This window comes from Mesorhizobium sp. ES1-6 (genome assembly GCF_020164775.1).
GTDB lineage: Bacteria > Pseudomonadota > Alphaproteobacteria > Rhizobiales > Rhizobiaceae > Mesorhizobium.
In genome coordinates, this window is the sequence record NZ_JAIUGU010000007.1 from 41,178 (window position 1) to 63,165 (window position 21,988).

The following is a 21,988-nucleotide window of genomic DNA, read 5'->3' on the forward strand; positions in this document are numbered from 1 at the left end:
AAGTCGATCGATACAATCTGTCTTCTATGCCGCGGTCGCCAAAGGCTTGGCGCGATCGACACGCGCTCGCTCGTCGGGCGAGTTCATGACCGTCCAAAGATCACTGCGGCGCTGCACGTTGAGCCAGAAATCCGGGCTGTTGCCGAAGACCCGCGCCAGGATGAGCGCGGTCGCAGCCGTCACGTTGCGGCGGTCGTTGCACAATTCGTTGACATGCTTGCGCTGGACCCCCATCGCTTCCGCCAAAGCAGCCTGTGTCAGGCCGAGCGGCTGCATGAATTCTTCCGTGAGGATTTCGCCCACCGTTGCAGGCTTGCGTGTGGTCATCAACATGTGTCACCTCACCTTGAGGTCATACCATAACCGCATCCGCCGGGGGTGGGAATGGAGCGGCAGGTGGCCAGCGCGAATGCGAAAGCGCCCCGAACTCGGGCCACTTTTACCCGAGCTTGATCACAGCCAGCCAGGCATAGCCACGATAAAGCGTGCGAAAACGGAAGGTTGCGCTGGCGCGCTCGGCTTCCGATTCCAGACCGTCACGCAGGGATTCGCGTGGCGTGACGTGGAATTTTTTCAGCCACCCGCGCAGCAAGGCGCGAAACCACCCCGGCAGGCCTTCCTGCTGGCCGAAATCGACCACGTGCAGCGAGCCCGTCGGGGTCAGCGCGGCAAGTGCCGCCGAGACCGTCTTCTCCCAGCCCGGGATCATCGATAGCGAATAGGAGACGAAGACCCGGTCGAAGCTGGCTTTGCCGAACAGCGCCTTGGCGGCGAAATCGGTGGCATCGCCCCTTGCCAGCACGACCCGGTCCGACAGGCCTTCGCGGTCGATCGCCTTGCCCGCCGTTTCCAGCATTTCGGCCGAAATATCGAGACCGAAGAAGCGCGCGTCTGGATAGGCGCGGGCGGCGAGGATGATGTTGCGGCCGGTGCCGCAGCCGAGCTCCAGAACGGTGCCGCCCGGCGGTACGTCCAGCCCCGCGATCAGCCGGTCGCGGCCGAGCAGGTAGTATTTGCGCGTCAGGTCATAGATGTGGCGCTGCCAGCGGTAGACGCCGTCCATCAATTCGGCATGGTTAGCCTTGAATTCGGGGCTGGCCGGCAGTTCCGTCGTGCTCATGCCGCGCGCTTCACATAGAGATGGAAGCCGCCATAGATGGCGGAGCGGTCGCGGGCCGAGAATTCACGCGATGCTTCGTCCTTATAGTCCCACTGGTCGAGCAGCGAGGTGGAGACGCGACCTGGCAGCAGGCTGGGCTCGGCGGCGGTGCGGAAGATGACGCGGGCGCCGGCCGAGGCCGTGCGGGTGATCTCCGACCACAGCGCATTGAGCTGGTCGTCGGTCATCCAGTCCTGCGCGTCGAGCAGGATGAAGCGGTCGACGGCGCCGGCATCCTTGCCGGCGAGGAATTCGATCAGGTTGGCATGGTGGATGGCGACGCGGTCGATGTTGCCGCGAATGGTGTCGTAGTTCTGCTTTTCCAGATAGGCGGGCAGGGCGGCCTCGCCTGGTTCCGGGTAGCGGCGGGCGAAAGCCTGCCAGGCGAAGTAATTGTTTTGCAGGGGGAAATCGCAGGCGAGCTTTTCCAGCCGGGCCTTCAGCACGCTGGCCATGGTGCCGTCGCCGGAGGTGATCAGCGAATCGTACTGCGCCGGCGGAATGCCGAGGCCGAACAGGGAAGCCTTGCGCGAGGTCGCCCACTTCAGAAGCTTCCTGTCGAAGACCGGCGCCAGTTCCTCGTTGAAGAAGCGGCGCTGCTCGCCGATATTCCTGGCTTCCATCATGCGCGCCGGGTTGACGCCGAAGAATTTCGCCGTGCGGTGGCCCATGGCGATGAACAGGCCGAGCAGTCCGGTCTGGTAGAAATTGCGGTCGAAAACAGCGATGCGCCTGTTGCCGCGCCAGTTGCGGCGCTCCCAGTAATGCCGGCTGACCGGATCGAGATGCGGCGCGATGAAGCGGTCGTAGGCTTCCGAATTATGGCTGGTATCGGCTGCACCGAAGAAGCGGAACAGGTCGCCTTGCGAGGGCAGATGGCGAACCGCTTCCAGCTTCATGCGGTTCAGCGCGATGTGGGCGGCGTTGAGGTCAACGGCGTCGATCCGTGCCGGCGAGCGGGTGAGATAGGCCAGGATGTTGCAGCCGCCTGACGCGATTGTGACGACGCGGTGGCCCTGGCCAAGCTGCATCGCCTCCATGTCGACGTCAGGGTCTTCCCAGATCTGCGGATAGACCAGGCCGGAAAACAGGAAGGCGAACAGCCGCTCGGAGATGCCGGCTTTTGAAAGCGCGCGGTTCTGGTAGACGGCCTTGCCAACTTCCTTGCCGCGGCGAAAAACCAGATCCGAGGAGACGTCCGTCATGGCAAAGTGATTCCCCATTTGCTTTGCCGCAAGCGGGTAACCCAGGGTCATGACAGGCCAGTGACAGCTTGTTGACGCCTTTCTTACAGCTTGCCAAACCCTCCCGGCGTTGGTGTCCTCAGGATGACAGCCTCGCCTGCCTCAAGCATGGTCTGGTCACAGGCTTTCAGCACATCGACCGTGCCGTCGTTGCGGCGCACCTTGGTCGAGCCGACCTCGCCGTCGCCGCCACCGTCCAGCCCCTGCGGCGGGCGGTTGCGGTGCGAGGACAGGATCGCGCATTCCATCTTTTCGAGGAAGCGGATGGTGCGTCTTGTGCCGTCGCCGGCGCTCCATTTGCCCTTGCCGCCGGAACCCTGGCGGATGTGGAAATCCTCCAGCACCACGGGAAAGCGCAGTTCCAGCACTTCCGGGTCGGTGAGACGCGAATTGGTCATGTGGGTGTGCACGCCCGACGTGCCGGCAAAGCCGCGCCCCGAATTCATATGCCCTGCCGGCGAGCCGGAGCAGATCGTCTCGTAATACTGATATTTCTTGTTGCCGAAGGTCAGGTTGTTCATCGTTCCCTGCGCATTGGCCATCGCGCCCATGGCGCCGAACAGCGCGTTGGTGACGTGCTGTGAGGTCTCGACATTGCCGGCGACGACGGCGGCAGGGTAGGCGGGCTTCAGCATGCAGCCATCGGGAATGACGATGTTGATCGGCCTGAGGCACCCGGCATTCATCGGGATCATGTCCTCGACCATGACGCGGAAGGCATAGAGTACCGCGGCACGAGCGACGGGCTCCGGAGCGTTGAAATTGTTCTTCATGACAGGCGACGTGCCGCTGAAATCGACGGTCGCCTCGCGTTTTTGCCGGTCGACCGATATCCTGACCTTGATCACCTGGCCCGTATCGGTCGGATATTCATACTCCGATGTATCGGGCAGCCGCTCCAGCACACGCCTTACGCTCTCGGCCGCATTGTCCTGGACATGGCCCATATAGGCCTGGACGACATCGAGGCCGAAATGCGTGACCATCTTGCGCAACTCCGCCACGCCTTTCTCGTTGGCCGCGATCTGGGCCTTGAGGTCGGCGATGTTCTGCTGCGGGTTGCGGGCCGGATAGGGGTGGTCGGTGAGCAGCGTATGCAGCTCCGTCTCGCGGAATTTTCCGCGGTCGACGACGCGGAAATTGTCGAACAGCACGCCTTCCTCGTCGACCGTGGTGGCGAGCGGCGTCATCGAGCCGGGGGCGGTGCCGCCAATATCGGCGTGGTGGCCGCGCGAGGCCGCCCAGAAGAGGATGTTTGTCCTGGCATCGTCGAAGACCGGCGTCACCACGGTGATGTCGGGCAGATGGGTGCCGCCATTATAGGGGGCGTTCAAGGCAAAAACGTCGCCGGGATGGATATCGCCGGAGTTCAGCCGGATGATGGTTTCGACCGAACGGTCCATGGAGCCGAGATGCACCGGCATGTGCGGCGCATTGGCGACCAGCGCCCCGGTGTGGTCGAAGACCGCGCAGGAAAAATCCAGCCTTTCCTTGATGTTGACGGAATAGGCGGTGTTCTGCAGCGTCACGCCCATCTGTTCGGCGATCGACATGAAGAGATTGTTGAAGACTTCGAGCATCACCGGATCGGCTTGCGTGCCGAGGGCTGCGGCGCGCGCTTTCTTTTCCGTGCGGCGTATGACGACGTGGTTGACGTCCGTGATTTCGGCCCGCCAGCCAGGCTCGACGACGATGGTCTGGTTCGGCTCGATGATCAAGGCGGGACCAGCGACCAGACTGGACGGCCTGAGGTTTTCGCGGCGGTAGACGCCAGCTTCATGCCACTTGCCTTCCGTGTAGACAGGCCTGGTCTCGGAGGTGTCCGGCTTGGCCTTCGCCGGTCCGGCGGGCGCATGGGCTTCGGCGCTGGTCTGGCCGGTTTCGGTGCCTTCGACGCCGACCGTCTCGACGATCATCGGCTTGTCGTCATAGACGAAGCCGAACTGCGCCTTGTGGGCGATTTCGAAATCGCGCCTGGCCTGGAAGATCGAATCCGCCTCGAAATTCACCGGCAGTGCCGTGTCGGTGCCGTCATAGCGGATGTGCAGCACCGGCTTGGTGGCGACCGCGTTCTCGGCGATGCCTTGCGCCGCCAGCTCCGCGACCACGGCCTTTTTCAAGGTGGCGATGAGGTCGCCGATCTCCGTTCTGGACTCTTCGGCGAGCGGCTTCAGCAGCGCCTGCTGGCGCGAGGCGAACACCGAGGCGAGGCCGATGCCGTAGGCCGAAAGCAGGCCGGAGAAGGGATGGATCAGCACCGCCTCCATGCCGAGCGCGTCGGCGACCAGGCAGGCGTGCTGGCCGCCGGCGCCACCGAAGCAGTTCAGGAGATATTCGGTGACGTCGTAGCCGCGCTGGACGGAAATCTTCTTGATCGCATTGGCCATGTTCTCGACCGCGATGGTGACGAAGCCTTCGGCGACCGCTTCGGGCGTGCGGCCGTCGCCGATCTCGGAGGCCAGTGTTTCGAATTTCGCGCGCACGGTTTGCGCGTCGAGCGGCGCGTCCTGGTCCGGGCCGAAGATCGACGGGAAGAAATCGGGCCGCAGTTTGCCGAGCATGACGTTGGCGTCGGTGACGGCAAGCGGCCCGCCGCGCCGATAGGCGGCGGGGCCGGGATTGGCGCCAGCGGAATCCGGTCCGACGCGGAAACGGCCGGCCTCGTAGTGCAGGATCGAGCCGCCGCCGGCGGCGACGGTGTGGATGCGCATCATCGGGGCGCGCACGCGCACCCCGGCGACTTCGGTGTCGAAGGCCCGCTCATATTCGCCGTCATAGTGAGCGACATCGGTGGAGGTGCCGCCCATGTCGAAGCCGATGACCTTGTCGAAACCCGCGAGCTTGGCCGTCTCGACCATGCCGACGACGCCGCCGGCCGGGCCCGACAAGAGCGCGTCCTTGCCTTGGAACATGTCGGCGGCGGTAAGCCCGCCGGAAGACATCATGAACATGAGGCGGGGGGATTCGTCGTTCCCTCCCGCCGTGCCCAGTTCTCCCGCCACCCTTTGCACATAGCGCGACAGGATCGGCGACAGATAGGCGTCGACGACCGCCGTGTCGCCGCGGCCGACCAGCTTGATCAGCGGCGAGACCTCGTGGCTGACCGAGACCTGGCCGAAACCGAGCTTGCGACAGACCTTTGCCACCGCCTTCTCGTGATCGGGATATTTCCAGGCATGCATGAAGACGATGGCGACGGCGTCGATGCCATCGGCTTTCGCCTGCTCCATGGCCGGCCGGCAGGCCGCGATGTCGAGCAGCCGTTCGACGCAGCCATCGGCGAGCACGCGCTCGTTGACCTCGATGACGCGCTCGTAGAGCTGTTCGGGAAGGATGATCTCCTTGGCGAAGATGTCGGGCCGCGCCTGATAGGCGATCTTGAGCGCATCGCGAAATCCCTTGGTGATGAGCAACAGCACACGATCGCCCTTGCGCTCCAGAAGGGCGTTGGTGGCTACCGTGGTTCCCATCTTGACGTCGCCGATCAGGCCGGACGGGATGGCGGCCGCCGGCTCCAGGCCGAGCAGGTCGCGGATGCCCTGAATCGCCGCATCGGCATAGGCCTCGGGATTCTCCGACAGCAGCTTGCGCGGATGCAGCCCGCCTTGCGGGTCACGGCCGATAATATCGGTGAAGGTGCCGCCGCGATCGATCCAGAAATCCCATTTCGCGGCCATGCCTGTGTCTCCGGTATTGCGTTTGCGGTGTCGTTGTTAAAGCGCCGAAGCGCCGGCAGCAATGTCGCCCGCATGCCATTGATGTTACAGGCGGAAACGCAACGTTACGAAACCCTCGGCCCAGTCACGCATTTTCCCTTCGACCGTTCACCGCAACGTGAACGTGTGTTGAAGGAGAGATGTTATGAAAAAGATCATTCTTGCTTCCGTGTCCGCACTTGCCCTGCTGGGCGTCGCGGCCTGCAGCGACAGCGGCACCGGCACTGACAACACCACGACGCAGAGCACCAATCCGCCGGCCGCCGAGCAGCCGATGAAGCCCGCGGCCCCGACTGATAATTCGACCAAGCCTGCCGAGCCGGCTCCGGCAACGCCTGCTCCTGCGCCCGCGCAGTAGTTTGTAAGCAGTGAGTGTCTTGGGAGGGAGGCCGGCGTGATGCCGGCCTTTTCTCGTGAAGACCCACCATCGGCACCGGCAATCGCCTCGGGTTCACAGGCCTAGAGGTGGCCTTTATTGGCTTGATAGCGGGGACCGGTTCGCTCTATGAAGCGGGCCATGTCGATTTGGGACCGCCTCGGCGACTTCATCACGCGGGTTTCGTCTTCGACCACGTCTGGCGTCGCCGACGTGGTCGAAGCCGTGCGCACGGTTTTTTCCGGCGACGCCGACCTGCGCCGCCGCGTCGCCTTCTCGGTGGCCATGATCGCGCTGTCGGCCAAGATGGCCAAGGCCGACGGCATCGTCACCCAGGACGAGGTGCGTGCGTTCCAGGAAATATTCGAAGTGCCGCCGAAGGAGACGCGCAACGTTGCACGTCTGTTCGATCTCGCCCAGCAGGACGTGGCCGGTTTCGAAACCTATGCCGAGCGCATGGCGCAGCTTTGCGGCTCCGGGCACTCCAATTGCGTCATGCTGGAAGACATACTCGATGGCCTGTTCCACATCGCCAAGGCCGATGGGCTGGTGCATGAGCGCGAAGGCATCTTCCTGCACCGTATCGCCGAGATCTTCCGCATCGACGACACGCATTACGAGTCGATCATGGCCCGGCACGTCAATCTTGGCGCCGGCGACCCCTATGTCGTGCTCGGCATTGAGCGCGGCAAGCCGTTCGAGGAGGTCCGGAAACGCTATCGCAAGCTGGTGTCCGACAACCATCCGGATCGGCTGATCGCGCGCGGGCTGCCGCAGGAATTCATCAAGATCGCGACGACCAGGGTGGCGGCGATCAACGCGGCCTACGAGATGATCGAACGGGGTCTGCGGCACGCATGAGCGGCTTCCTGCCCGACGAGCCGAGCGCGGAGGTCAGGGTGTCACCGAATTTCGGGCCAAGGCGCGACGGGCTGAAGCCGGACATGATCGTGCTGCACTATACGGGCATGGCGACCGGTGCGGGGGCCGAAGCCTGGCTGTGTGATCCCGCCAGTGAAGTCTCATCGCATTATCTGGTTCATGAGAATGGACACATCGTGCAGATGGTCCGGGAAAGCGACCGCGCCTGGCACGCCGGCCAGAGTTCCTGGTTCGGGCGCACCGACATCAATTCCTGCTCGGTCGGCATTGAAATCGTCAATCCGGGCCATTCACTGGGCTATCCTGGCTTTCCGAAACGTCAGATCACGGCGGTCATCGCGCTGTGCAAGGGGATCGCCGCGCGGCATGGAATCGCCGCCGAGCGGGTGCTGGCGCACTCCGACGTGGCGCCGGGGCGCAAGATCGATCCGGGCGAGAAGTTTCCATGGGTGGCGCTGTTTAAGGCCGGTGTCGGCCATCTCGTGCCTGCCGCTCCCATCCGGCGCGGAGCCGCGTTGAAGTCCGGCGACCACGGTCCCGATGTCGAGGAGCTGCAGTCGATGCTGTCGATCTACGGCTATGGCGCCGAGATCTCGGGTGTTTTCGACGATCGGACACGGATCGTCGTCGAGGCCTTCCAGCGGCATTTCCGGCCGCGCCGGGTCGACGGATTTGCCGACGGCTCGACGATGCGTACGCTTCGGAACCTGCTTGCTTCCGTCGGGTCATGACCCGATTCAAGTAATCCCCAACGTCATAAAGTTACGAACTGTCACGGAAAGTGACTTGCCCCGCCTTCATTGGTTCCAAATCGGGCTTCAAAGGGCGTTTCGTACAGTTTGTCGGACATCAAGCCCCCGCGTGTTCCGATAGTAATCAAGCGACGCCGCGCGAAAATCTTCGCATGGCCCCAACAGAACAGGATCACATGCAGAAATTGACCGTTTTAACGGCAGCTCTTGCTGCCGGCGCAATGAGCTTTGCCTTCAGTGCAGCCGACGCCGCGCCGTTAAGCCAGCGGGCCGATCAGGGCCTCGTCACGGCATCCGCCAAGGGCAACCCCATTTCGGCCAAAGGCAGCAAGAGTGCGAAGGCGACGACGAAGCAGGCTTCCGCGAAGGTGGAAAAGGCAAGCTGGGCCAAGGCGCGGAAATCCTCCGCCAAGAGGACAAAGCGCGGCCGCAAAACCGTGGACATGACGACGACGGCATCGATCGGTCTCAGGAACGTCGCCGCGTCGACCGCGGCCGTGGCGAGCAGCGGCCAGTATTCCGCGATTGTCGCCCGCTATGCGGCGAGCTACGGGGTTCCGGTGTCGTTGGCCGACGCCGTGATCAAGATCGAGAGCAATTACCGGCCGAACATGGTCGGCGGCGCCGGCGAGATCGGCCTGATGCAGATCAAGCCGGCAACCGCGCGGATGATGGGTTACAACGGATCGGCCAAGGGCCTGTTCGATCCCGACACCAACATCAAATACGGCATGAAGTACCTCGCCATGGCGCGCGACCTCGGCGGCGGCACGACCTGCGGCACGATCCTGAAATACAATGCCGGCCATGGCGCCACCCGCATGAACCCGGTTTCGGCGGCTTACTGCAGCAAGGTCAAGGTTCAGCTGGCGGCTGTCGGCGCGCCGGCTTGACGAGAACCGGTCACTACGGGCTTTTTCGGTTGCGTTTTGTGGTGTGAACCCCTTTATACGCCCTGCCAGCTGGCCGGGCGGCCGCACCCGCAAACGCCGAAAGGCCGCGGGTGAGGAAAGTCCGGGCTCCATGGAAACACGGTGCCGGTTAATGGCCGGCGGGGGCGACCCCAGGGAAAGTGCCACAGAAAGCAAACCGCCACGACTTGTCGGGGTAAGGGTGAAAGGGTGGGGTAAGAGCCCACCGCGCGACTGGCAACAGGAGCGGCACGGTAAACCCCACCGGGAGCAAGACCGAATAGGGGCGGTGCGAGGGGAAACCCTCGAGGGCTGTTTCCGGCTCACCGTCCGGGTAGGTTGCGTGAGGCGCATGGCAACATGCGCCCAAGATGAATGGCCGCCACGTTCTTGCCTCGCAAGGGGCGGGGGCCATACAAAACCCGGCTTACAGGCCAGCTGGCAATTTTCTCCCGATATCCGGATAAGTCTTTCGATATCAGAAGGTTGCGCCCTTGGGCGCAGCTTCCGATTCAAGGGCGTCGCCACAAGGCATAGCCTTCGCCTCATTTTCTTGAAACTGGTGCGATTAAATCGTACCATCGCGACTCATCATCGGGAGCCTATCATGGGTCAGGTCGACAAACGCAGCATCACGCTTTCGCCGGAACTGGCACAAGCGGTCGACGATGTGGTCGCGGCTGGAGAATATGCCTCGGCGAGCGAAGTGATCCGTGATGCCTTGCGACAGTGGAAGGACCGCCGCGACCTGATGGGCTACACGGTCGAGGAGCTGCGCAAGCTGATGCAGGAGGGGATCGACAGCGGGCCGGCGCAAGACGGCCAGCCAATCATGGAACGACTGCGCGCGAAATACCTGAAGATGGCCGAGGCCAAAGGCTTTCAGGAGTGAAATATCGACTGCTTCCTCAAGCCGCCGTCGATCTCGAAGGCATCGGTGACTACATCGCCAGCCATGACCCGCGCGCTGCTGCTCGCCTCGTGGCCGCCATGGAAAGACGTTGGGATTTGCTGACCTTGCATCCCTTCTCAGGTGCGCCACGCGACGATATCGGGCCCGGCATCCGTCATTTGGTCATCAGCGAGTATCTCACTCTGTATCGTATCAGCGCCGATGCCATCGAAATTCTTCGCGTGCTCCATGGTCGTCGCAACATCGAAGCCGATGACCTCGGCGCGTAGTCGGTTTGTCAGCCGCTGATCCTGTCCAGGGAGGCCTCGATCGCCTTCCAGAGCTCTTCCACCGGCTCGCAGCCGACCGACAGGCGGACAAAGCCAGGCGGCACCGCGTCGCCTCGCTTCAAACGCCGCTCGGCTGAAGTGTGGACGCCGCCGAAAGAGGTCGCGGCCTCTATCAGGTGGCAATTGTCGATGAAATCCTCGGCCTTCTGCTCGGAGGCGAGTTCGAACGAGATGAGAAAGCCGAAGCGCTCCATCTGGGCGCGGGCAAGGTTGTGCGAGGGATCGCCATCGAGGCCTGGAAAACGCAGGCCGCGCACCGCGCGATGTTCCTTCAGCCGTTGCGCGATCGTTTCGGCGGATGAGCACATACGGTCGAACCGTACCTCCAGTGTTTCAAGGCCGCGATGCACCAGCCACGCCTCGAAAGGTCCGGGAATGCCACCGACCATTCCGCGCCAATCCGCCACCTTGGTGATGATATCGGCGTTGCGGCTGGCGACATGACCGAACAGCACGTCGGAGTGGCCGTTAACCGCCTTGGTGTCGGCGGAGACGACGGCATCGGCGCCGAAGTCGAGTGGACGCTGGCCGAATGGCGTCATCGTCGTGTTGTCGACGACAAGGATCGCGCCCTGTTCGCGGACAGCCCGGGAAACGGCCGAGATATCGCAAATGTCCAGGCGTGGATTGGATGGCGTTTCCATGAAGACCAACGAATAGCCTTCGAAGCCGCCGTCAAGGAAAGTCGGCGTCGGTCGGACATCGAAGTTCACGCCCAGAGGCTTCAGGAAGCGTTCGGCCATCGCGCGCGTGGCGTGGTAGCCGTCCGCGGGCAAAAGCACGCGATCGCCCGATTTCAAAAGCGCGAAGAACACCGCCGAGATCGCGGCCATTCCAGAGGGGTAACTCACGCATTGTGCGTCTTCCAGGTGGCCGAGTACATGTTCCACGGCGCGCCAGGTTGGATTGTCGTAACGACCATATTGATCGATCCCGGTCTCGGTGCCCGGCGTGTGAAAGATCGAAGCCATGGTCAGCGGCAATGGGATCGGATCGCCCTTGGCGAAATCGCGGCTGCGCAAATGGGAAAGTTCGGCGGCGCGTGACCTTGCCGTCTCGGACATGAGTTCGATCCTTGTAATTGGACGTGTAGTGCGGCGAAAGACGTCGCTCGACGCTATGCCCGGCAAAGGTCCTCGGCAAGGCGTGTCGAGTTGGGCCAGACGGCCCTAAACGCTTCGTTAGGCTTAATGGATCATAAAGACGAGACGTGCCGTAACGGCTGCGCTCGTCGGTCGAGATGCGCACGTCTGTGAAGCCTATTCCCGTTGACGCCCATAGTGCCCCATGATATCCCATTTCGACATCAAAGCCTTCGTTCCGCGTCAGGGTAAAGCGTACGCCAATCGGGCAGCCGCTGCGGCTGTGCGTTTGCCGGTTTTCGCCTGTGTGGACGAGGTGGGTGCGGGGCAGGGAACGCGCGGCGGTGGCGCGTGCGACACGATGAAGAGGGGTGCGGCGGCGCAAGCGGCTGTAACGCGTGATGGACCGGTTTCTGTCGAACACGGTGAGCAGGATCGATGCGAAGGGGCGGGTGTCCGTTCCGGCGAATTTTCGTGCCGTCGTGCAGAAGCGCGGCTATTCGGAACTCTATGCGCTGCGTTGCCTGGACCTGCCGGCGATGGATGTCGGCGGCCTCGACCTGCTCGACCGCTACGAGCAGCGCATCGCGCAGGAAGATCCCTTCCTGCAGGCGGCGGACGACATGTCGTTCTTCTGCCATGGCGACGGAGCGTTCCTGAAACTCGACCAGGACGGCCGCATCACCATGACCGATTTCATTCGCGAACATACCGGCATCTCGGTGGAGGTGGCCTTTGTCGGGCGCGGCAATTTCTTTCAGATCTGGGAGCCTGGACGGCTTGCGACCTACGGGGCGCAAGCGCGGGCCAGGCTTTTGCAGCTTCGGCAGGGGACGAAGGCTCACGAGGCCAAGGCTCACGAAGCGAAGGCTGGGGAGCGATCGGAATGACGGTGGGCCACGGCGATGATATCAACGCCGTTGGCGGATCGGTCCGCCACATTCCGGTCCTCCTTGGCGAAGTGCTGGAAGCGCTGGCGCCGGCGGAGGGCGACATCGTCATCGACGGCACGTTCGGTGCCGGCGGTTATACCAAGGCCATCCTGGCGTCCGGCGCGTCCGTGGTTGCGATCGACCGCGATCCGGATGCCATCGCGGCCGGCCGCGACCTCGAGGCGCGATCCGGCGGCAGGTTGAGGCTGGTGCAGGCGCCGTTCTCGACGCTGGACGAACATATCGACAGCGCCGATGGCGTCGTGCTCGACATCGGCGTCTCCTCGATGCAGCTCGACCAGGCCGAGCGCGGCTTTTCCTTCCGCTTCGATGGCCCGCTCGACATGCGCATGGCGCAGGCAGGGCTCAGCGCCGCCGATGTCGTCAACAGTTTCAAGCCGGGCGACCTTGCCCGCATCTTCGGCTTCCTCGGCGAGGAGCGTCACGCCGGCCGTATCGCCCGCATGATCGAGGCGCGCCGGGAAAAGCGGCCGTTCGAGCGCACGCTGGAACTCGCCGACGCCATCGAGACGCATATCGGCCGCGCGCCCAAGGACAAAATCCATCCGGCGACGCGGGTCTTCCAGGCGCTGCGCATCTTCGTCAATGACGAGCTCGGCGAATTGGCCAGGGCCTTGCTGGCGGCCGAGCGCGCGCTGAAGCCGGGCGGGCGGCTCGTGGTGGTGACGTTCCATTCGCTGGAAGACCGTATCGTCAAACGCTTCATCGCCGACCGCGCCGACGCCATGACCGGTTCGCGCCATATGCCGGAAGCGCAGGCGCGGGCTGCGACCTTCCGCAAGGCCGGCGGCGGCGTGACGGCTGATGACGCCGAGGTCGCGGCCAATCCACGCGCCCGCTCGGCCAGGCTGCGTGCGGCAATTCGCACCGAGGCTCCGGCGCGCAGCGGCGATTTTTCGATCTTCGGCCTTCCAAAGCTTCCCGGCATCGATCGGCCGGGGGAGAGGTAAGCACGTGTTTCGTACCAGCGACATTGTCCTGATCGCCGTCATGGTTTCGGCGGCGGCCTTGACCTACAAGGCCAAGCGCGAGGCCGAGGACCAGTTGGCGGCCGTGCAGAAGATCCATGCCCAGATACGCTACGAGGAGGACACGATCGACCTGCTCAAGGCCGACTGGAGCCTGCTCACCCAGCCGTCGCGGCTGCAGAAGCTGGCCGAGCTGTACAAATCGCAGCTCGCACTGGAACCGGTCAGTGGCCGCCAGATCGTGGGCCTGGGTGACCTGCCGGCCAAGGCCCTCGACATCCAGGACATCCTGAACGGGCGCCAGGGCGCCATGGCCGACAATGCCGACAAGGCGCCCGCGGGCGACAAGGATCCCGTCGTGACCGGAGACATCGCCCAATGATCGGCAAACTGCTGAAGCGCTTCGCCACGGCAAGCCGCGCCAGGACGGGCGAGGACAGGTCGATCGTGGTCGAAGGCGCCCGCAAGGCGACAGGCGGCAAGGGCAAGGCGCGCATCGTCATGACCATGGCGGTGTTTTTCGGCATCTTCTCGACCATATCGGGGCGGCTGGTCTATCTCGGTTTCCAGACTCCCGACCTGTCGGGCGGTCCGCAGAGCCGGGTGACCGCCTCACGTCCCGACATCGTCGATCGCAACGGCGAGGTGCTGGCCACCGACATCAAGACGGCGTCGCTGTTCGCCGAGCCGCGCCGCATCGTCGATGCCGACGAGGCGATCGAGAAGCTGTCGACGGTGCTGCCGGAGATCGATTACGAGCAGACCTATCATAAGCTCAAAAGCGGAGCCGGCTTCGTCTGGCTGCAGCGGCAGCTGACGCCCAAGCAGCAGGCCGACATCATGCAGCTTGGCATTCCCGGCTTCGGCTTCCGCACCGAAAAGCGCCGTTTCTATCCGAGCGGCGAGACCTCGTCCTACATTGTCGGCCTGACCAACATCGACAACCAGGGCATCTCCGGCATGGAGAAATACATCGACGAGCAGGGGCTTAGCGACCTGCAGGCGTCGGGCCTGGCGGTGGCCAAGGATCTCAGGCCGGTGAAGCTTTCGATCGATCTGCGCGTCCAGCATGTGGTGCGCGACGAGATCGCCGCCGGCCTGGAGCGCTATCGCGCCATGGGCGCGGGCGCCGTCGTGCTCAACGTCAAGACCGGCGAAGTGGTGGCCATGGCCTCGGTGCCGGATTTCGATCCGAACAATCCCTATAATGCGCAGGACAAGGACCGGCTCAACCGGATGTCGGCGGGGCTCTATGAAATGGGCTCGACCTTCAAGAGCTTCACTTCGGCCATGGCGCTCGATTCCGGCAAGGCGACGATGTCGAGCCGCTTCGACGCTTCGCATCCGATCCGGGTCGGGCACCAGGCCATTCACGATTTCCACGGCAAGAACCGTGTGCTGTCGCTGCCGGAGGTGTTCCTCTATTCCTCCAACATCGGGTCGGCCAGGGAGGCCGAGCTGGTCGGCATCGAGGCGCACCGCGAATTCCTGCATCGCCTCGGCATTCTGGAAAAGATGCAGACCGAACTGCCCGAAGTCGCCCGTCCGACCGAGCCGAAAGTCTGGAAGCAGGTCAATTCGTTCACCATCGCCTTCGGCCATGGCGTGTCGACGACGCCGCTGCAAGCGGCCGTCGGCTGCGCGGCGCTGGTCAATGGCGGCTTCCTAATGCCGCCGACCTTCCTGGTCCGCAGCCAGGAGGATGCGATGGCGGCGGCCAAGAAAGTGGTCAGCGAAAAGACCGTCGAGGGCATGCGCTACCTCTATTCGCTCAACGCCGAGAAGGGGTCGGCCAGAAACGCCCGGGTTCCCGGTTACCGCGTCGGCGGCAAGACCGGAACGGCCGAGAAAGTCATCAACGGCCGTTACTCGAAAGACTTGAATTTCAACACCTTCGTCGCCGCCTTCCCGATGGACGATCCGCAATATCTGGTGTTCACGATCGCCGACGCCCCGCATCCGGAAAAGCCTGGGATGACCGACGTCGCGGCCAACAATGCGGGGGTCATGGCCGGCAATATCATCCGGCGTTCAGCGGCCATGCTTGGCGTGAAGCCAGATTTCAGCCATGAAAATGGTGCAACGCTGGTTTCCTATCAGTGATTCTTAGGGCGCGCCGGCAACTGCGCGCTATTTTGTTGCGGTGAACGGGACTCGATGAAGCTCAAAGATCTAGCCGGTATCCTGCCAGTCGAAGGAACAGCTTCCGCCGATCTGGAGGTTACCGGCATCTCGTCGGATTCCCGCCAGGTAAAACCGGGCGTCGTCTTTTTCGCGCTCGCCGGAACCAGGGCCGATGGCGCGAGCTACGCCGCCGACGCGGCCCAGCGTGGCGCTGCCGCGATCGTCGCGGGCAAAGGCAGCGGCCTTGGCGATTTGCGGGTTCCGGTGCTGGCGGTCGATGATCCGCGCCTGGCATTGGCGTTGAGCGCCGCCCGCTACTTCGGCAACCAGCCGCAAACCATGGTCGCGGTGACCGGCACCAGCGGTAAGACGTCGGTCGCGGCCTTCACCAGGCAGATCTGGGAGCAGGCGGGATACGCCGCCGCCTCGATCGGCACCACCGGCGTGGTGGCGCCCGGCCGCAACGAATATGGGTCGCTGACGACGCCGGATCCGGTCGCCCTGCACCAGTTGCTCAGGGAATTGGCGGATGCCGGCGTTACCCACGCCTCGATGGAGGCCTCCAGCCACGGGCTCGACCAGCGCCGCCTAGACGGCGTCAAGCTTGCCGCCGGCGGTTTCACCAATCTCGGCCGCGACCACATGGATTACCATCCGACCATTGAGGATTATCATCGCGCCAAATTGCGCCTGTTCGACACGCTGCTGCCGAAGGGCGCGCCCGCGATCGTCTTCGCCGACGATCCGTGGTCTGAACCGACGATAAAAGCGGCGCGAGCCGCCGGGCTCGACGTGCTGACGGTCGGCCGCCATGGCGATTTCCTCAGGTTGAAGCGGGTCGAGCATGAACGTCATCGCCAGCGTGCCGAGGTCGAGGCCGACGGTGTGATCCACGAGATCGACCTGCCGCTCGCCGGTGATTTCCAGATCGCCAATGCGCTGGTTTCGGCGGGACTTGCCATTTCCACTGGAACGCCTGTCGCCAAGGCCTTGGCGGCACTGGAGAAATTGAAAGGCGCGCCGGGCCGGCTCGACCTCGTCGGCACCACGGCGGGCGGCGCGCCGGTCTATGTCGACTACGCTCACAAGCCCGATGCGCTGGAGAATGTGCTGGCGTCGGTACGCCCGTTCACCACCGGCCGGGTGATGGTCGTGTTCGGCTGCGGCGGCGACCGTGACCGGGGCAAACGGCCGATCATGGGTGAGATCGCGACACGGCTCGCCGATGTCGTCATCGTCACCGACGACAATCCGCGCTCGGAAGTGCCCGAAACCATCCGCGCCGCCATTCTTGCCGCGGCGCCCGGCGCCATCGAGATCGGCGACCGGCGCAAGGCAATCCACGAGGCAGTCGCCATGCTGCATGCCGGCGACACGCTGATCGTGGCCGGCAAGGGGCATGAGGAAGGCCAGACCATCGGTTCGCAAACCCTGCATTTCTCCGACCACGAGGAAGTGCGCGCCGCGCTCGGGGAGCGCGCCGCATGAGTTTGCTGTGGACTTCGGAAGCGCTGGTTGCCGCCACGGACGGGCGGCCTCTCGGCCCCATGCCGGAAGGCATATCGGGGATTTCGATCGACAGCCGCAGCCTGCAGCCGGGCGATGCCTTCTTTGCCATCAAGGGCGAGGCGATGGATGGCCACGACTTCGTCACCGCGGCCATCAAGGCCGGCGCCGGCGTGCTGGTGGTGGCGGAAGGCAAGCTGCCGTCTCTCGGCCGGCTGACGGCGCCGATCATCGTCGTCGAGGACGTCCTGGTGGCGCTGGAAAAGCTCGGTGTCGCCGCGCGGACGCGCTCGCAGGCCAAGGTCATCGCGGTCACCGGATCGGCGGGCAAGACCACCACCAAGGAGGCGCTGCGCCACGTGCTTTCATCCGTCGGCAAGGTGCATGCCTCGGCGCAGTCCTTCAACAACCATTGGGGCGTGCCGTTGACGCTGGCGCGCATGCCCGTCGACTGCGACTATGCCGTGTTCGAGATCGGCATGAACCATCCCGACGAGATCCGGCCGCTGGTGAAGATGGTGCGGCCGCACGTCGCCATCGTCACCATGATCGCGGCCGCGCATCTCGGCTTCTTCAAGAATCTGGACGAGATCGCCAAGGCCAAGGCCGAGATTTTCGAAGGGCTGGAGCCTGACGGTGCCGCCGTCCTCAACCGCGACGATGCGCGTTTCAAGCTGCTGGACAAGATGGCGCAGGCCGCCGGCGTCGAGCATGTCTATGGCTTCGGCGAGAATGCGCGCTCGACCTTCAAGCTCACCAAGTGCGAGTTGCACGCCGACCATTCCGACATCGCCGCCAGAATCAGCGGCCACGACATGATCGCGCGTATCGGAGCGCCCGGCCGGCACATGGTGCAGAATGTGCTGGCGGTGCTGGGTGCCGCGCATCTGGTCGGCGCCGATCTCGACAAGGTGGCGTTGGCGCTGGTTGATCTCTCCGCCGAGCGCGGCCGCGGCAAGCGCCATGTGCTGCGCCATTCCAAGGGATCCATCACGCTGATCGACGAGAGCTACAACGCCAATCCGGCCTCGATGGCGGCCGCCATGGCGCTTCTCAACGCAACGCCGGTGACGGGCGAGGGCAGGCGCATCGCGGTGCTTGGCGACATGCTGGAACTCGGCGATCACTCGGCCAAGCTGCATGCCGCGCTTGCCGATCTGATCGTCGACACGGGCACGCGGACCGTCTTTCTCGGCGGGCCGGAAATGCGCTCGCTGGCGGACGCGCTGCCGGGCGATATCGAGACGGAATACCGCGCCGGCGTCGAGGAGTTGAAGCCGGTGCTGCTCGCCGCGCTGAAGCCGGGCGACGTGGTGATGATCAAATCGTCGAAGGGCATCGGTTTTGCAAAACTGGTCGATGCGCTGCTGGGCAAATTCCCGGCCGAGACGACAACCAGCAACCAGACCTAGTCGGGGGACGAAAACGCATGTTCACACTGCTGGTCGATTTCGCGGACAAGGTCTCCGTCTTCAACGTCTTCCGCTACATCACGTTCCGCACCGGCGGGGCGCTGATCACTTCGGCGCTGATCGTCTTCATCTTCGGGCCGACCATCATCAATTCGCTGCGGCTCCGGCAAGGCAAGGGCCAGCCGATCCGTGCCGACGGGCCGCAGACCCATTTCAAGAAGGCCGGTACGCCGACCATGGGCGGACTGATGATCCTGTCCGGCATCATCGGCTCCTCGCTTTTATGGGCGAACCTATCGAGCATCTATGTCTGGGTGGTGCTGCTGGTGACGCTGGGCTTCGGCTCGATCGGCTTCTACGACGACTACCTGAAAGTGACCAAGCAGTCGCATCTGGGCTTCTCCGGCAAGGCGCGGCTTGGTCTTGAATTCATCATCGCCGGCATTGCCGCCTGGGTGATCATGCACAACGGCCAGGCGCCGTTCTCGTCGTCGCTGACATTCCCCTTCGCCAAGGAATTCATCGTCAATCTCGGCTGGTTCTTCATTCCGTTCTCCTGCTTCGTCATCGTCGGCGCCGGCAATGCGGTGAACCTGACCGACGGTCTCGACGGCCTGGCGATCGTGCCGATCATGATCGCTGCGGCGTCGTTCGGCGTCATCGCCTACCTCTCGGGCAACGCGGTGTTCGCCGAATATCTGCAGATCCATTTCGTGCCCGGCACCGGTGAACTGGCGGTCGTGCTTGGCGCGGTCATCGGCGCCGGCCTCGGCTTCCTCTGGTTCAACGCGCCGCCGGCGGCGATCTTCATGGGCGACACCGGGTCGCTCGCCATGGGTGGCCTGATCGGCACTGTCGCGGTGGCGACCAAGCACGAGATCGTGCTGGTCATCGTCGGCGGCCTGTTCGTGGTCGAGATCCTCTCGGTGATCATCCAGGTCGGCTACTTCAAGATGACCGGGAAGCGGGTCTTCCTGATGGCGCCGATCCACCATCATTTCGAAAAGCTCGGCTGGACCGAAAGCCAGGTGGTGATCCGCTTCTGGATCATCGCTGTCATCCTGGCGCTGGTCGGCCTTTCCACCCTCAAGCTCAGATAGGCTGCCCTTTGATCCCCGCCGCATCCTTCGCAGGCAAGCGCGTTTCGCTCTTCGGGCTGGGTGGCTCGGGGATCGCCACGGCGCGCGCGCTGATCGAGGGGGGCGCTGATGTTCTGGCCTGGGACGACAATCCCGACAGCGTCGCCAAGGCCGCCGCCACCGGCATCGCCACCGCCGACCTGCGGGGCGCCGACTGGGCGAAATTCTCGGCCTTCGTGCTGTCGCCCGGCGTGCCTTTGACGCATCCCAAGCCGCACTGGACGGTGGAGCTCGCACGCGGCGCCGGCGTCGAGGTGATCGGCGACATCGAACTGTTCTGCCGCGAACGGACCCTCGGCGCGCCGACCGCTCCCTTCGTCGGGATAACCGGCACCAACGGCAAGTCGACGACGACCGCGCTGACGGCGCATATCCTTCAAGCCAGCGGGCGCGACACGCAGATGGGCGGCAATATCGGCCGCGCGGTGATGACGCTCGACCCGCCGAAGCCCGATCGGCACTATGTGGTCGAATGCTCGTCCTACCAGATCGACCTTGCGCCCTCGATCAATCCGACGGCCGGCATCCTGCTCAATCTGACGCCCGACCATCTCGACCGCCATGGCACCATGCAGCACTACGCCTCGATCAAGGAGCGGCTGGTGGCGGGCAGCGAAACGGCGATCATTGGCATCGACGATTCCTGGTGCGCGCAGATCGCCGAGCGGCTGGAGCGGGCGGGACGGCAGGTCATCCGCATTTCCAAGCGTCTGCCGCTGACCGACGGCTATTTCGCCGACGGCACCAATCTGATGGAAGCCGTGCATGGCCGCTACAGCCGTGTCGCCTTCCTCGACGGCATCGGCTCGCTGCGCGGCCAGCACAATGCGCAGAACGCGCTGGCCGCCGTCGCCGCTTGCCTCAGGGTCGGCCTCGACCTCGGCGAGATCCAGTCGGGGCTCGAAAGCTTCCCGGGCCTGGCCCATCGCATGGAGCAGGTCGGCCGCAAGGATCATGTGCTGTTCGTCAACGATTCCAAGGCGACCAATGCCGATGCCGCGGCACCGGCGCTGTCGAGTTTCAACCGCATCTACTGGATCGCCGGCGGGCTGCCCAAGGAAGGCGGCATCGAGCCGCTGCGCGGCTTCTTCCCGCGCATCGCCAAGGCCTATCTGATCGGTGAGGCCGCCCCCGCCTTTTCGGCGACGCTGGGCGAGGCCGTGCCCTACGAGATCTCGGGCACGTTGGCGGCCGCGGTCGAGCACGCCGCGCAGGACGCAGCCAAAGACGACAGCGGCGAGGCGGTGGTGCTGCTCTCGCCGGCCTGCGCCAGTTTCGACCAGTTCAAGAATTTCGAGGTTCGCGGCGAAGCCTTCAGGCAAGCTGCGAGCGCTATAGATGGCGTCAAACCCATCGGAGGGGCACGATAATGCAGAGCCGTCTCGACAAAAGTCCGGTCGCAACCTGGTGGTGGACGATCGATCGCTGGTTCCTGGCGGCGTTCCTGTCGCTGATGGGGCTCGGCATCGTCTTGTCCTTCGCGGCAAGTCCCGCGGTCGCCGAACGCATCGGCCTCGACAGCTTCCACTTCGCCACAAGGCAGATCATCTTCACCGTACCGGCGCTCGGCGTGATGCTGGCGGTCTCCTTCCTCGATTCCAGAGAGATCCGGCGCATGTCGCTGATCATGCTGTGCCTAATGCTGGTGCTGATGGTGGCGGTGCTCTATGTCGGCGTCGAGGTGAAGGGCGCGCGCCGCTGGGTGTCGCTTGCCGGCCTGTCGATCCAGCCTTCGGAATTCCTCAAACCGGCCTTCGTCATCATGTGCGCGTGGCTGTTCGCCGAGCACAAGCGCCAGCCTGACATTCCCGGCAATCTGTTCGCCATGCTGCTGCTGGTGCTGGTCGTGTCGCTGCTGGTGGCGCAGCCGGACCTCGGCCAGACCATGCTGACCACCGGCACCTGGGGCATCATGTTCTTCATGGCGGGGCTGCCCTGGATGTGGATCATCGTGCTCGGCGGCTTGGGCGTCGGTGGCGTGTTCGCCGCCTACACGGTGTTCCCGCACGTTGCCCTGCGCATTGACAAATTCTTGACCGGCGAGGGCGATACGTTCCAGGTCGATATGGGCCGCGAGGCACTGATCAACGGCAACTGGTTTGGCGTCGGGCCGGGCGAGGGAACCGTCAAGCGCATTGTTCCGGACGCTCACACCGATTTCGTCTTCTCGGTCGCTGGTGAGGAGTTCGGGCTGATCATGTGCTTCTTCATCATGTCGCTCTTCGCCTTCATCGTGCTGCGCGGCCTCAATGCTGCGATGAAGGAGCATGACGACTTCACCCGCTATGCCGTCGGAGGGCTCGTCACGGTCTTTGGCTTGCAGGCCGTCATCAACATGTGCGTCAACCTGCAACTGATGCCGGCCAAGGGCATGACGCTGCCCTTCATCTCCTATGGCGGCTCCTCGCAGATCGCGATCGCTATCTCCATGGGCATGGTGCTGGCGCTGACGCGCAAGCGGCCGGAAAAGCGCAAGCAGATGGGCTTTACGCTGCCGCAGCGCGCCATGCCGGCGGAGTGAC

20 protein-coding genes and 1 other RNA gene are annotated in these 21,988 nt (G+C 64.0%); 16 read left to right on the forward strand and 5 right to left on the reverse strand.

From position 1 onward, the window contains the following. Positions 1–24: 24 nt before the first annotated feature. From LB564_RS18485 to LB564_RS18500, 4 genes are all read right to left on the reverse strand, one after another. Positions 25–333 carry a HigA family addiction module antitoxin gene (locus LB564_RS18485; protein WP_140701934.1) on the reverse strand — a complete coding sequence of 103 codons (309 nt, stop codon included), beginning with the start codon at positions 331–333 and terminating at the stop codon, positions 25–27. Positions 334–439: 106 nt separating this feature from the next. Beyond that, entirely contained in the window at positions 440–1,120 is a 681-nt protein-coding gene (locus LB564_RS18490) for a class I SAM-dependent methyltransferase (protein ID WP_140701933.1), read from the reverse strand. Continuing rightward, the gene (locus LB564_RS18495; protein WP_140701932.1) at positions 1,117–2,415 is read right to left on the reverse strand and encodes a DUF3419 family protein; all 1,299 of its coding nucleotides are present in this window, start codon (positions 2,413–2,415) and stop codon (positions 1,117–1,119) included. The genes LB564_RS18490 and LB564_RS18495 overlap by 4 nt, the downstream gene beginning before the upstream one ends. A gap of 32 nt (positions 2,416–2,447) precedes the next feature. Further along, positions 2,448–6,080: a hydantoinase B/oxoprolinase family protein gene (locus LB564_RS18500; protein ID WP_140701931.1), complete on the reverse strand. Its 3,633-nt coding sequence runs from the start codon at positions 6,078–6,080 to the stop codon at positions 2,448–2,450. Positions 6,081–6,264: 184 nt separating this feature from the next. Between LB564_RS18500 and LB564_RS18505 the strand changes: the two genes are divergently transcribed. The 7 genes from LB564_RS18505 to LB564_RS18535 all read left to right on the forward strand — a co-directional run bounded on the left by LB564_RS18505 (position 6,265) and on the right by LB564_RS18535 (position 10,222). After that, entirely contained in the window at positions 6,265–6,477 is a 213-nt protein-coding gene (locus tag LB564_RS18505; RefSeq protein ID WP_140701930.1) for a hypothetical protein, read from the forward strand. A gap of 159 nt (positions 6,478–6,636) precedes the next feature. Continuing rightward, on the forward strand, positions 6,637–7,356 hold the full coding sequence (locus tag LB564_RS18510) for a J domain-containing protein (protein ID WP_140701929.1): 720 nt from the start codon (positions 6,637–6,639) through the stop codon (positions 7,354–7,356). Beyond that, entirely contained in the window at positions 7,353–8,108 is a 756-nt protein-coding gene (locus LB564_RS18515; protein ID WP_224539889.1) for an N-acetylmuramoyl-L-alanine amidase, read from the forward strand. Before LB564_RS18510 ends, LB564_RS18515 begins: the two co-directional genes overlap by 4 nt. A gap of 197 nt (positions 8,109–8,305) precedes the next feature. After that, entirely contained in the window at positions 8,306–9,022 is a 717-nt protein-coding gene (locus LB564_RS18520; protein WP_140701927.1) for a lytic transglycosylase domain-containing protein, read from the forward strand. 65 nt (positions 9,023–9,087) lie between these two features. Continuing rightward, an RNA gene (rnpB, locus tag LB564_RS18525) (RNase P RNA component class A) lies at positions 9,088–9,486 on the forward strand. Positions 9,487–9,647: 161 nt separating this feature from the next. Next, complete coding sequence (locus LB564_RS18530) at positions 9,648–9,932, forward strand: type II toxin-antitoxin system ParD family antitoxin (RefSeq protein WP_224539891.1); 285 nt, start codon at positions 9,648–9,650, stop codon at positions 9,930–9,932. Continuing rightward, positions 9,929–10,222, forward strand: a complete 294-nt coding sequence (locus tag LB564_RS18535) for a type II toxin-antitoxin system RelE/ParE family toxin (RefSeq protein WP_224539893.1) — start codon at positions 9,929–9,931, stop codon at positions 10,220–10,222. The genes LB564_RS18530 and LB564_RS18535 overlap by 4 nt, the downstream gene beginning before the upstream one ends. A gap of 8 nt (positions 10,223–10,230) precedes the next feature. On the opposite strand, the gene LB564_RS18540 is transcribed toward LB564_RS18535, so the two are convergent. Then, a complete protein-coding gene (locus tag LB564_RS18540) occupies positions 10,231–11,346 on the reverse strand; it encodes a cystathionine gamma-lyase (protein ID WP_224539895.1) in 1,116 nt (371 codons plus the stop codon). Between the two features lie 419 nt (positions 11,347–11,765). On the opposite strand from LB564_RS18540, the gene mraZ reads away from it, so the two are divergent. Genes mraZ through ftsW form a run of 9 tightly spaced genes read left to right on the forward strand, consistent with a single transcriptional unit; the run spans position 11,766 to position 21,987 of the window. Next, positions 11,766–12,254 (forward strand): division/cell wall cluster transcriptional repressor MraZ, encoded by a 489-nt coding sequence (gene mraZ, locus LB564_RS18545; protein WP_224540199.1) that lies wholly within the window; start codon positions 11,766–11,768, stop codon positions 12,252–12,254. Continuing rightward, complete coding sequence (rsmH, locus tag LB564_RS18550) at positions 12,251–13,267, forward strand: 16S rRNA (cytosine(1402)-N(4))-methyltransferase RsmH (protein WP_224539897.1); 1,017 nt, start codon at positions 12,251–12,253, stop codon at positions 13,265–13,267. Before mraZ ends, rsmH begins: the two co-directional genes overlap by 4 nt. A 4-nt stretch (positions 13,268–13,271) precedes the next feature. Further along, entirely contained in the window at positions 13,272–13,667 is a 396-nt protein-coding gene (locus LB564_RS18555) for a hypothetical protein (protein WP_140701922.1), read from the forward strand. After that, the gene (locus LB564_RS18560) at positions 13,664–15,388 is read left to right on the forward strand and encodes a peptidoglycan D,D-transpeptidase FtsI family protein (RefSeq protein WP_140701921.1); all 1,725 of its coding nucleotides are present in this window, start codon (positions 13,664–13,666) and stop codon (positions 15,386–15,388) included. The genes LB564_RS18555 and LB564_RS18560 overlap by 4 nt, the downstream gene beginning before the upstream one ends. 54 nt (positions 15,389–15,442) lie before the next feature. After that, a complete protein-coding gene (locus tag LB564_RS18565; protein ID WP_224539899.1) occupies positions 15,443–16,897 on the forward strand; it encodes a UDP-N-acetylmuramoyl-L-alanyl-D-glutamate--2,6-diaminopimelate ligase in 1,455 nt (484 codons plus the stop codon). Further along, on the forward strand, positions 16,894–18,327 hold the full coding sequence (locus LB564_RS18570) for a UDP-N-acetylmuramoylalanyl-D-glutamyl-2,6-diaminopimelate--D-alanyl-D-alanine ligase (RefSeq protein ID WP_224539901.1): 1,434 nt from the start codon (positions 16,894–16,896) through the stop codon (positions 18,325–18,327). Before LB564_RS18565 ends, LB564_RS18570 begins: the two co-directional genes overlap by 4 nt. 17 nt (positions 18,328–18,344) lie before the next feature. Continuing rightward, the gene (mraY, locus tag LB564_RS18575) at positions 18,345–19,427 is read left to right on the forward strand and encodes a phospho-N-acetylmuramoyl-pentapeptide-transferase (protein ID WP_140701918.1); all 1,083 of its coding nucleotides are present in this window, start codon (positions 18,345–18,347) and stop codon (positions 19,425–19,427) included. A gap of 8 nt (positions 19,428–19,435) precedes the next feature. Beyond that, a complete protein-coding gene (murD, locus tag LB564_RS18580; RefSeq protein WP_140701917.1) occupies positions 19,436–20,836 on the forward strand; it encodes a UDP-N-acetylmuramoyl-L-alanine--D-glutamate ligase in 1,401 nt (466 codons plus the stop codon). Further along, complete coding sequence (ftsW, locus tag LB564_RS18585; protein WP_140701916.1) at positions 20,836–21,987, forward strand: putative lipid II flippase FtsW; 1,152 nt, start codon at positions 20,836–20,838, stop codon at positions 21,985–21,987. The genes murD and ftsW overlap by 1 nt, the downstream gene beginning before the upstream one ends. The last annotated feature ends 1 nt before the right edge of the window (position 21,988 follow it).

What these genes read in the sequence shown, in the direction of transcription:
- LB564_RS18485 (WP_140701934.1), bottom strand. Translation starts at nt 333, where the DNA reads ATGTTGATGACCACACGCAAGCCTGCAACGGTGGGCGAAATCCTCACG.
- LB564_RS18490 (WP_140701933.1), bottom strand. Translation starts at nt 1,120, where the DNA reads ATGAGCACGACGGAACTGCCGGCCAGCCCCGAATTCAAGGCTAACCAT.
- LB564_RS18495 (WP_140701932.1), bottom strand. Translation starts at nt 2,415, where the DNA reads ATGACCCTGGGTTACCCGCTTGCGGCAAAGCAAATGGGGAATCACTTT.
- LB564_RS18500 (WP_140701931.1), bottom strand. Translation starts at nt 6,080, where the DNA reads ATGGCCGCGAAATGGGATTTCTGGATCGATCGCGGCGGCACCTTCACC.
- LB564_RS18505 (WP_140701930.1), top strand. Translation starts at nt 6,265, where the DNA reads ATGAAAAAGATCATTCTTGCTTCCGTGTCCGCACTTGCCCTGCTGGGC.
- LB564_RS18510 (WP_140701929.1), top strand. Translation starts at nt 6,637, where the DNA reads ATGTCGATTTGGGACCGCCTCGGCGACTTCATCACGCGGGTTTCGTCT.
- LB564_RS18515 (WP_224539889.1), top strand. Translation starts at nt 7,353, where the DNA reads ATGAGCGGCTTCCTGCCCGACGAGCCGAGCGCGGAGGTCAGGGTGTCA.
- LB564_RS18520 (WP_140701927.1), top strand. Translation starts at nt 8,306, where the DNA reads ATGCAGAAATTGACCGTTTTAACGGCAGCTCTTGCTGCCGGCGCAATG.
- LB564_RS18530 (WP_224539891.1), top strand. Translation starts at nt 9,648, where the DNA reads ATGGGTCAGGTCGACAAACGCAGCATCACGCTTTCGCCGGAACTGGCA.
- LB564_RS18540 (WP_224539895.1), bottom strand. Translation starts at nt 11,346, where the DNA reads ATGTCCGAGACGGCAAGGTCACGCGCCGCCGAACTTTCCCATTTGCGC.
- mraZ (WP_224540199.1), top strand. Translation starts at nt 11,766, where the DNA reads ATGGACCGGTTTCTGTCGAACACGGTGAGCAGGATCGATGCGAAGGGG.
- rsmH (WP_224539897.1), top strand. Translation starts at nt 12,251, where the DNA reads ATGACGGTGGGCCACGGCGATGATATCAACGCCGTTGGCGGATCGGTC.
- LB564_RS18560 (WP_140701921.1), top strand. Translation starts at nt 13,664, where the DNA reads ATGATCGGCAAACTGCTGAAGCGCTTCGCCACGGCAAGCCGCGCCAGG.
- LB564_RS18565 (WP_224539899.1), top strand. Translation starts at nt 15,443, where the DNA reads ATGAAGCTCAAAGATCTAGCCGGTATCCTGCCAGTCGAAGGAACAGCT.
- LB564_RS18570 (WP_224539901.1), top strand. Translation starts at nt 16,894, where the DNA reads ATGAGTTTGCTGTGGACTTCGGAAGCGCTGGTTGCCGCCACGGACGGG.
- mraY (WP_140701918.1), top strand. Translation starts at nt 18,345, where the DNA reads ATGTTCACACTGCTGGTCGATTTCGCGGACAAGGTCTCCGTCTTCAAC.
- ftsW (WP_140701916.1), top strand. Translation starts at nt 20,836, where the DNA reads ATGCAGAGCCGTCTCGACAAAAGTCCGGTCGCAACCTGGTGGTGGACG.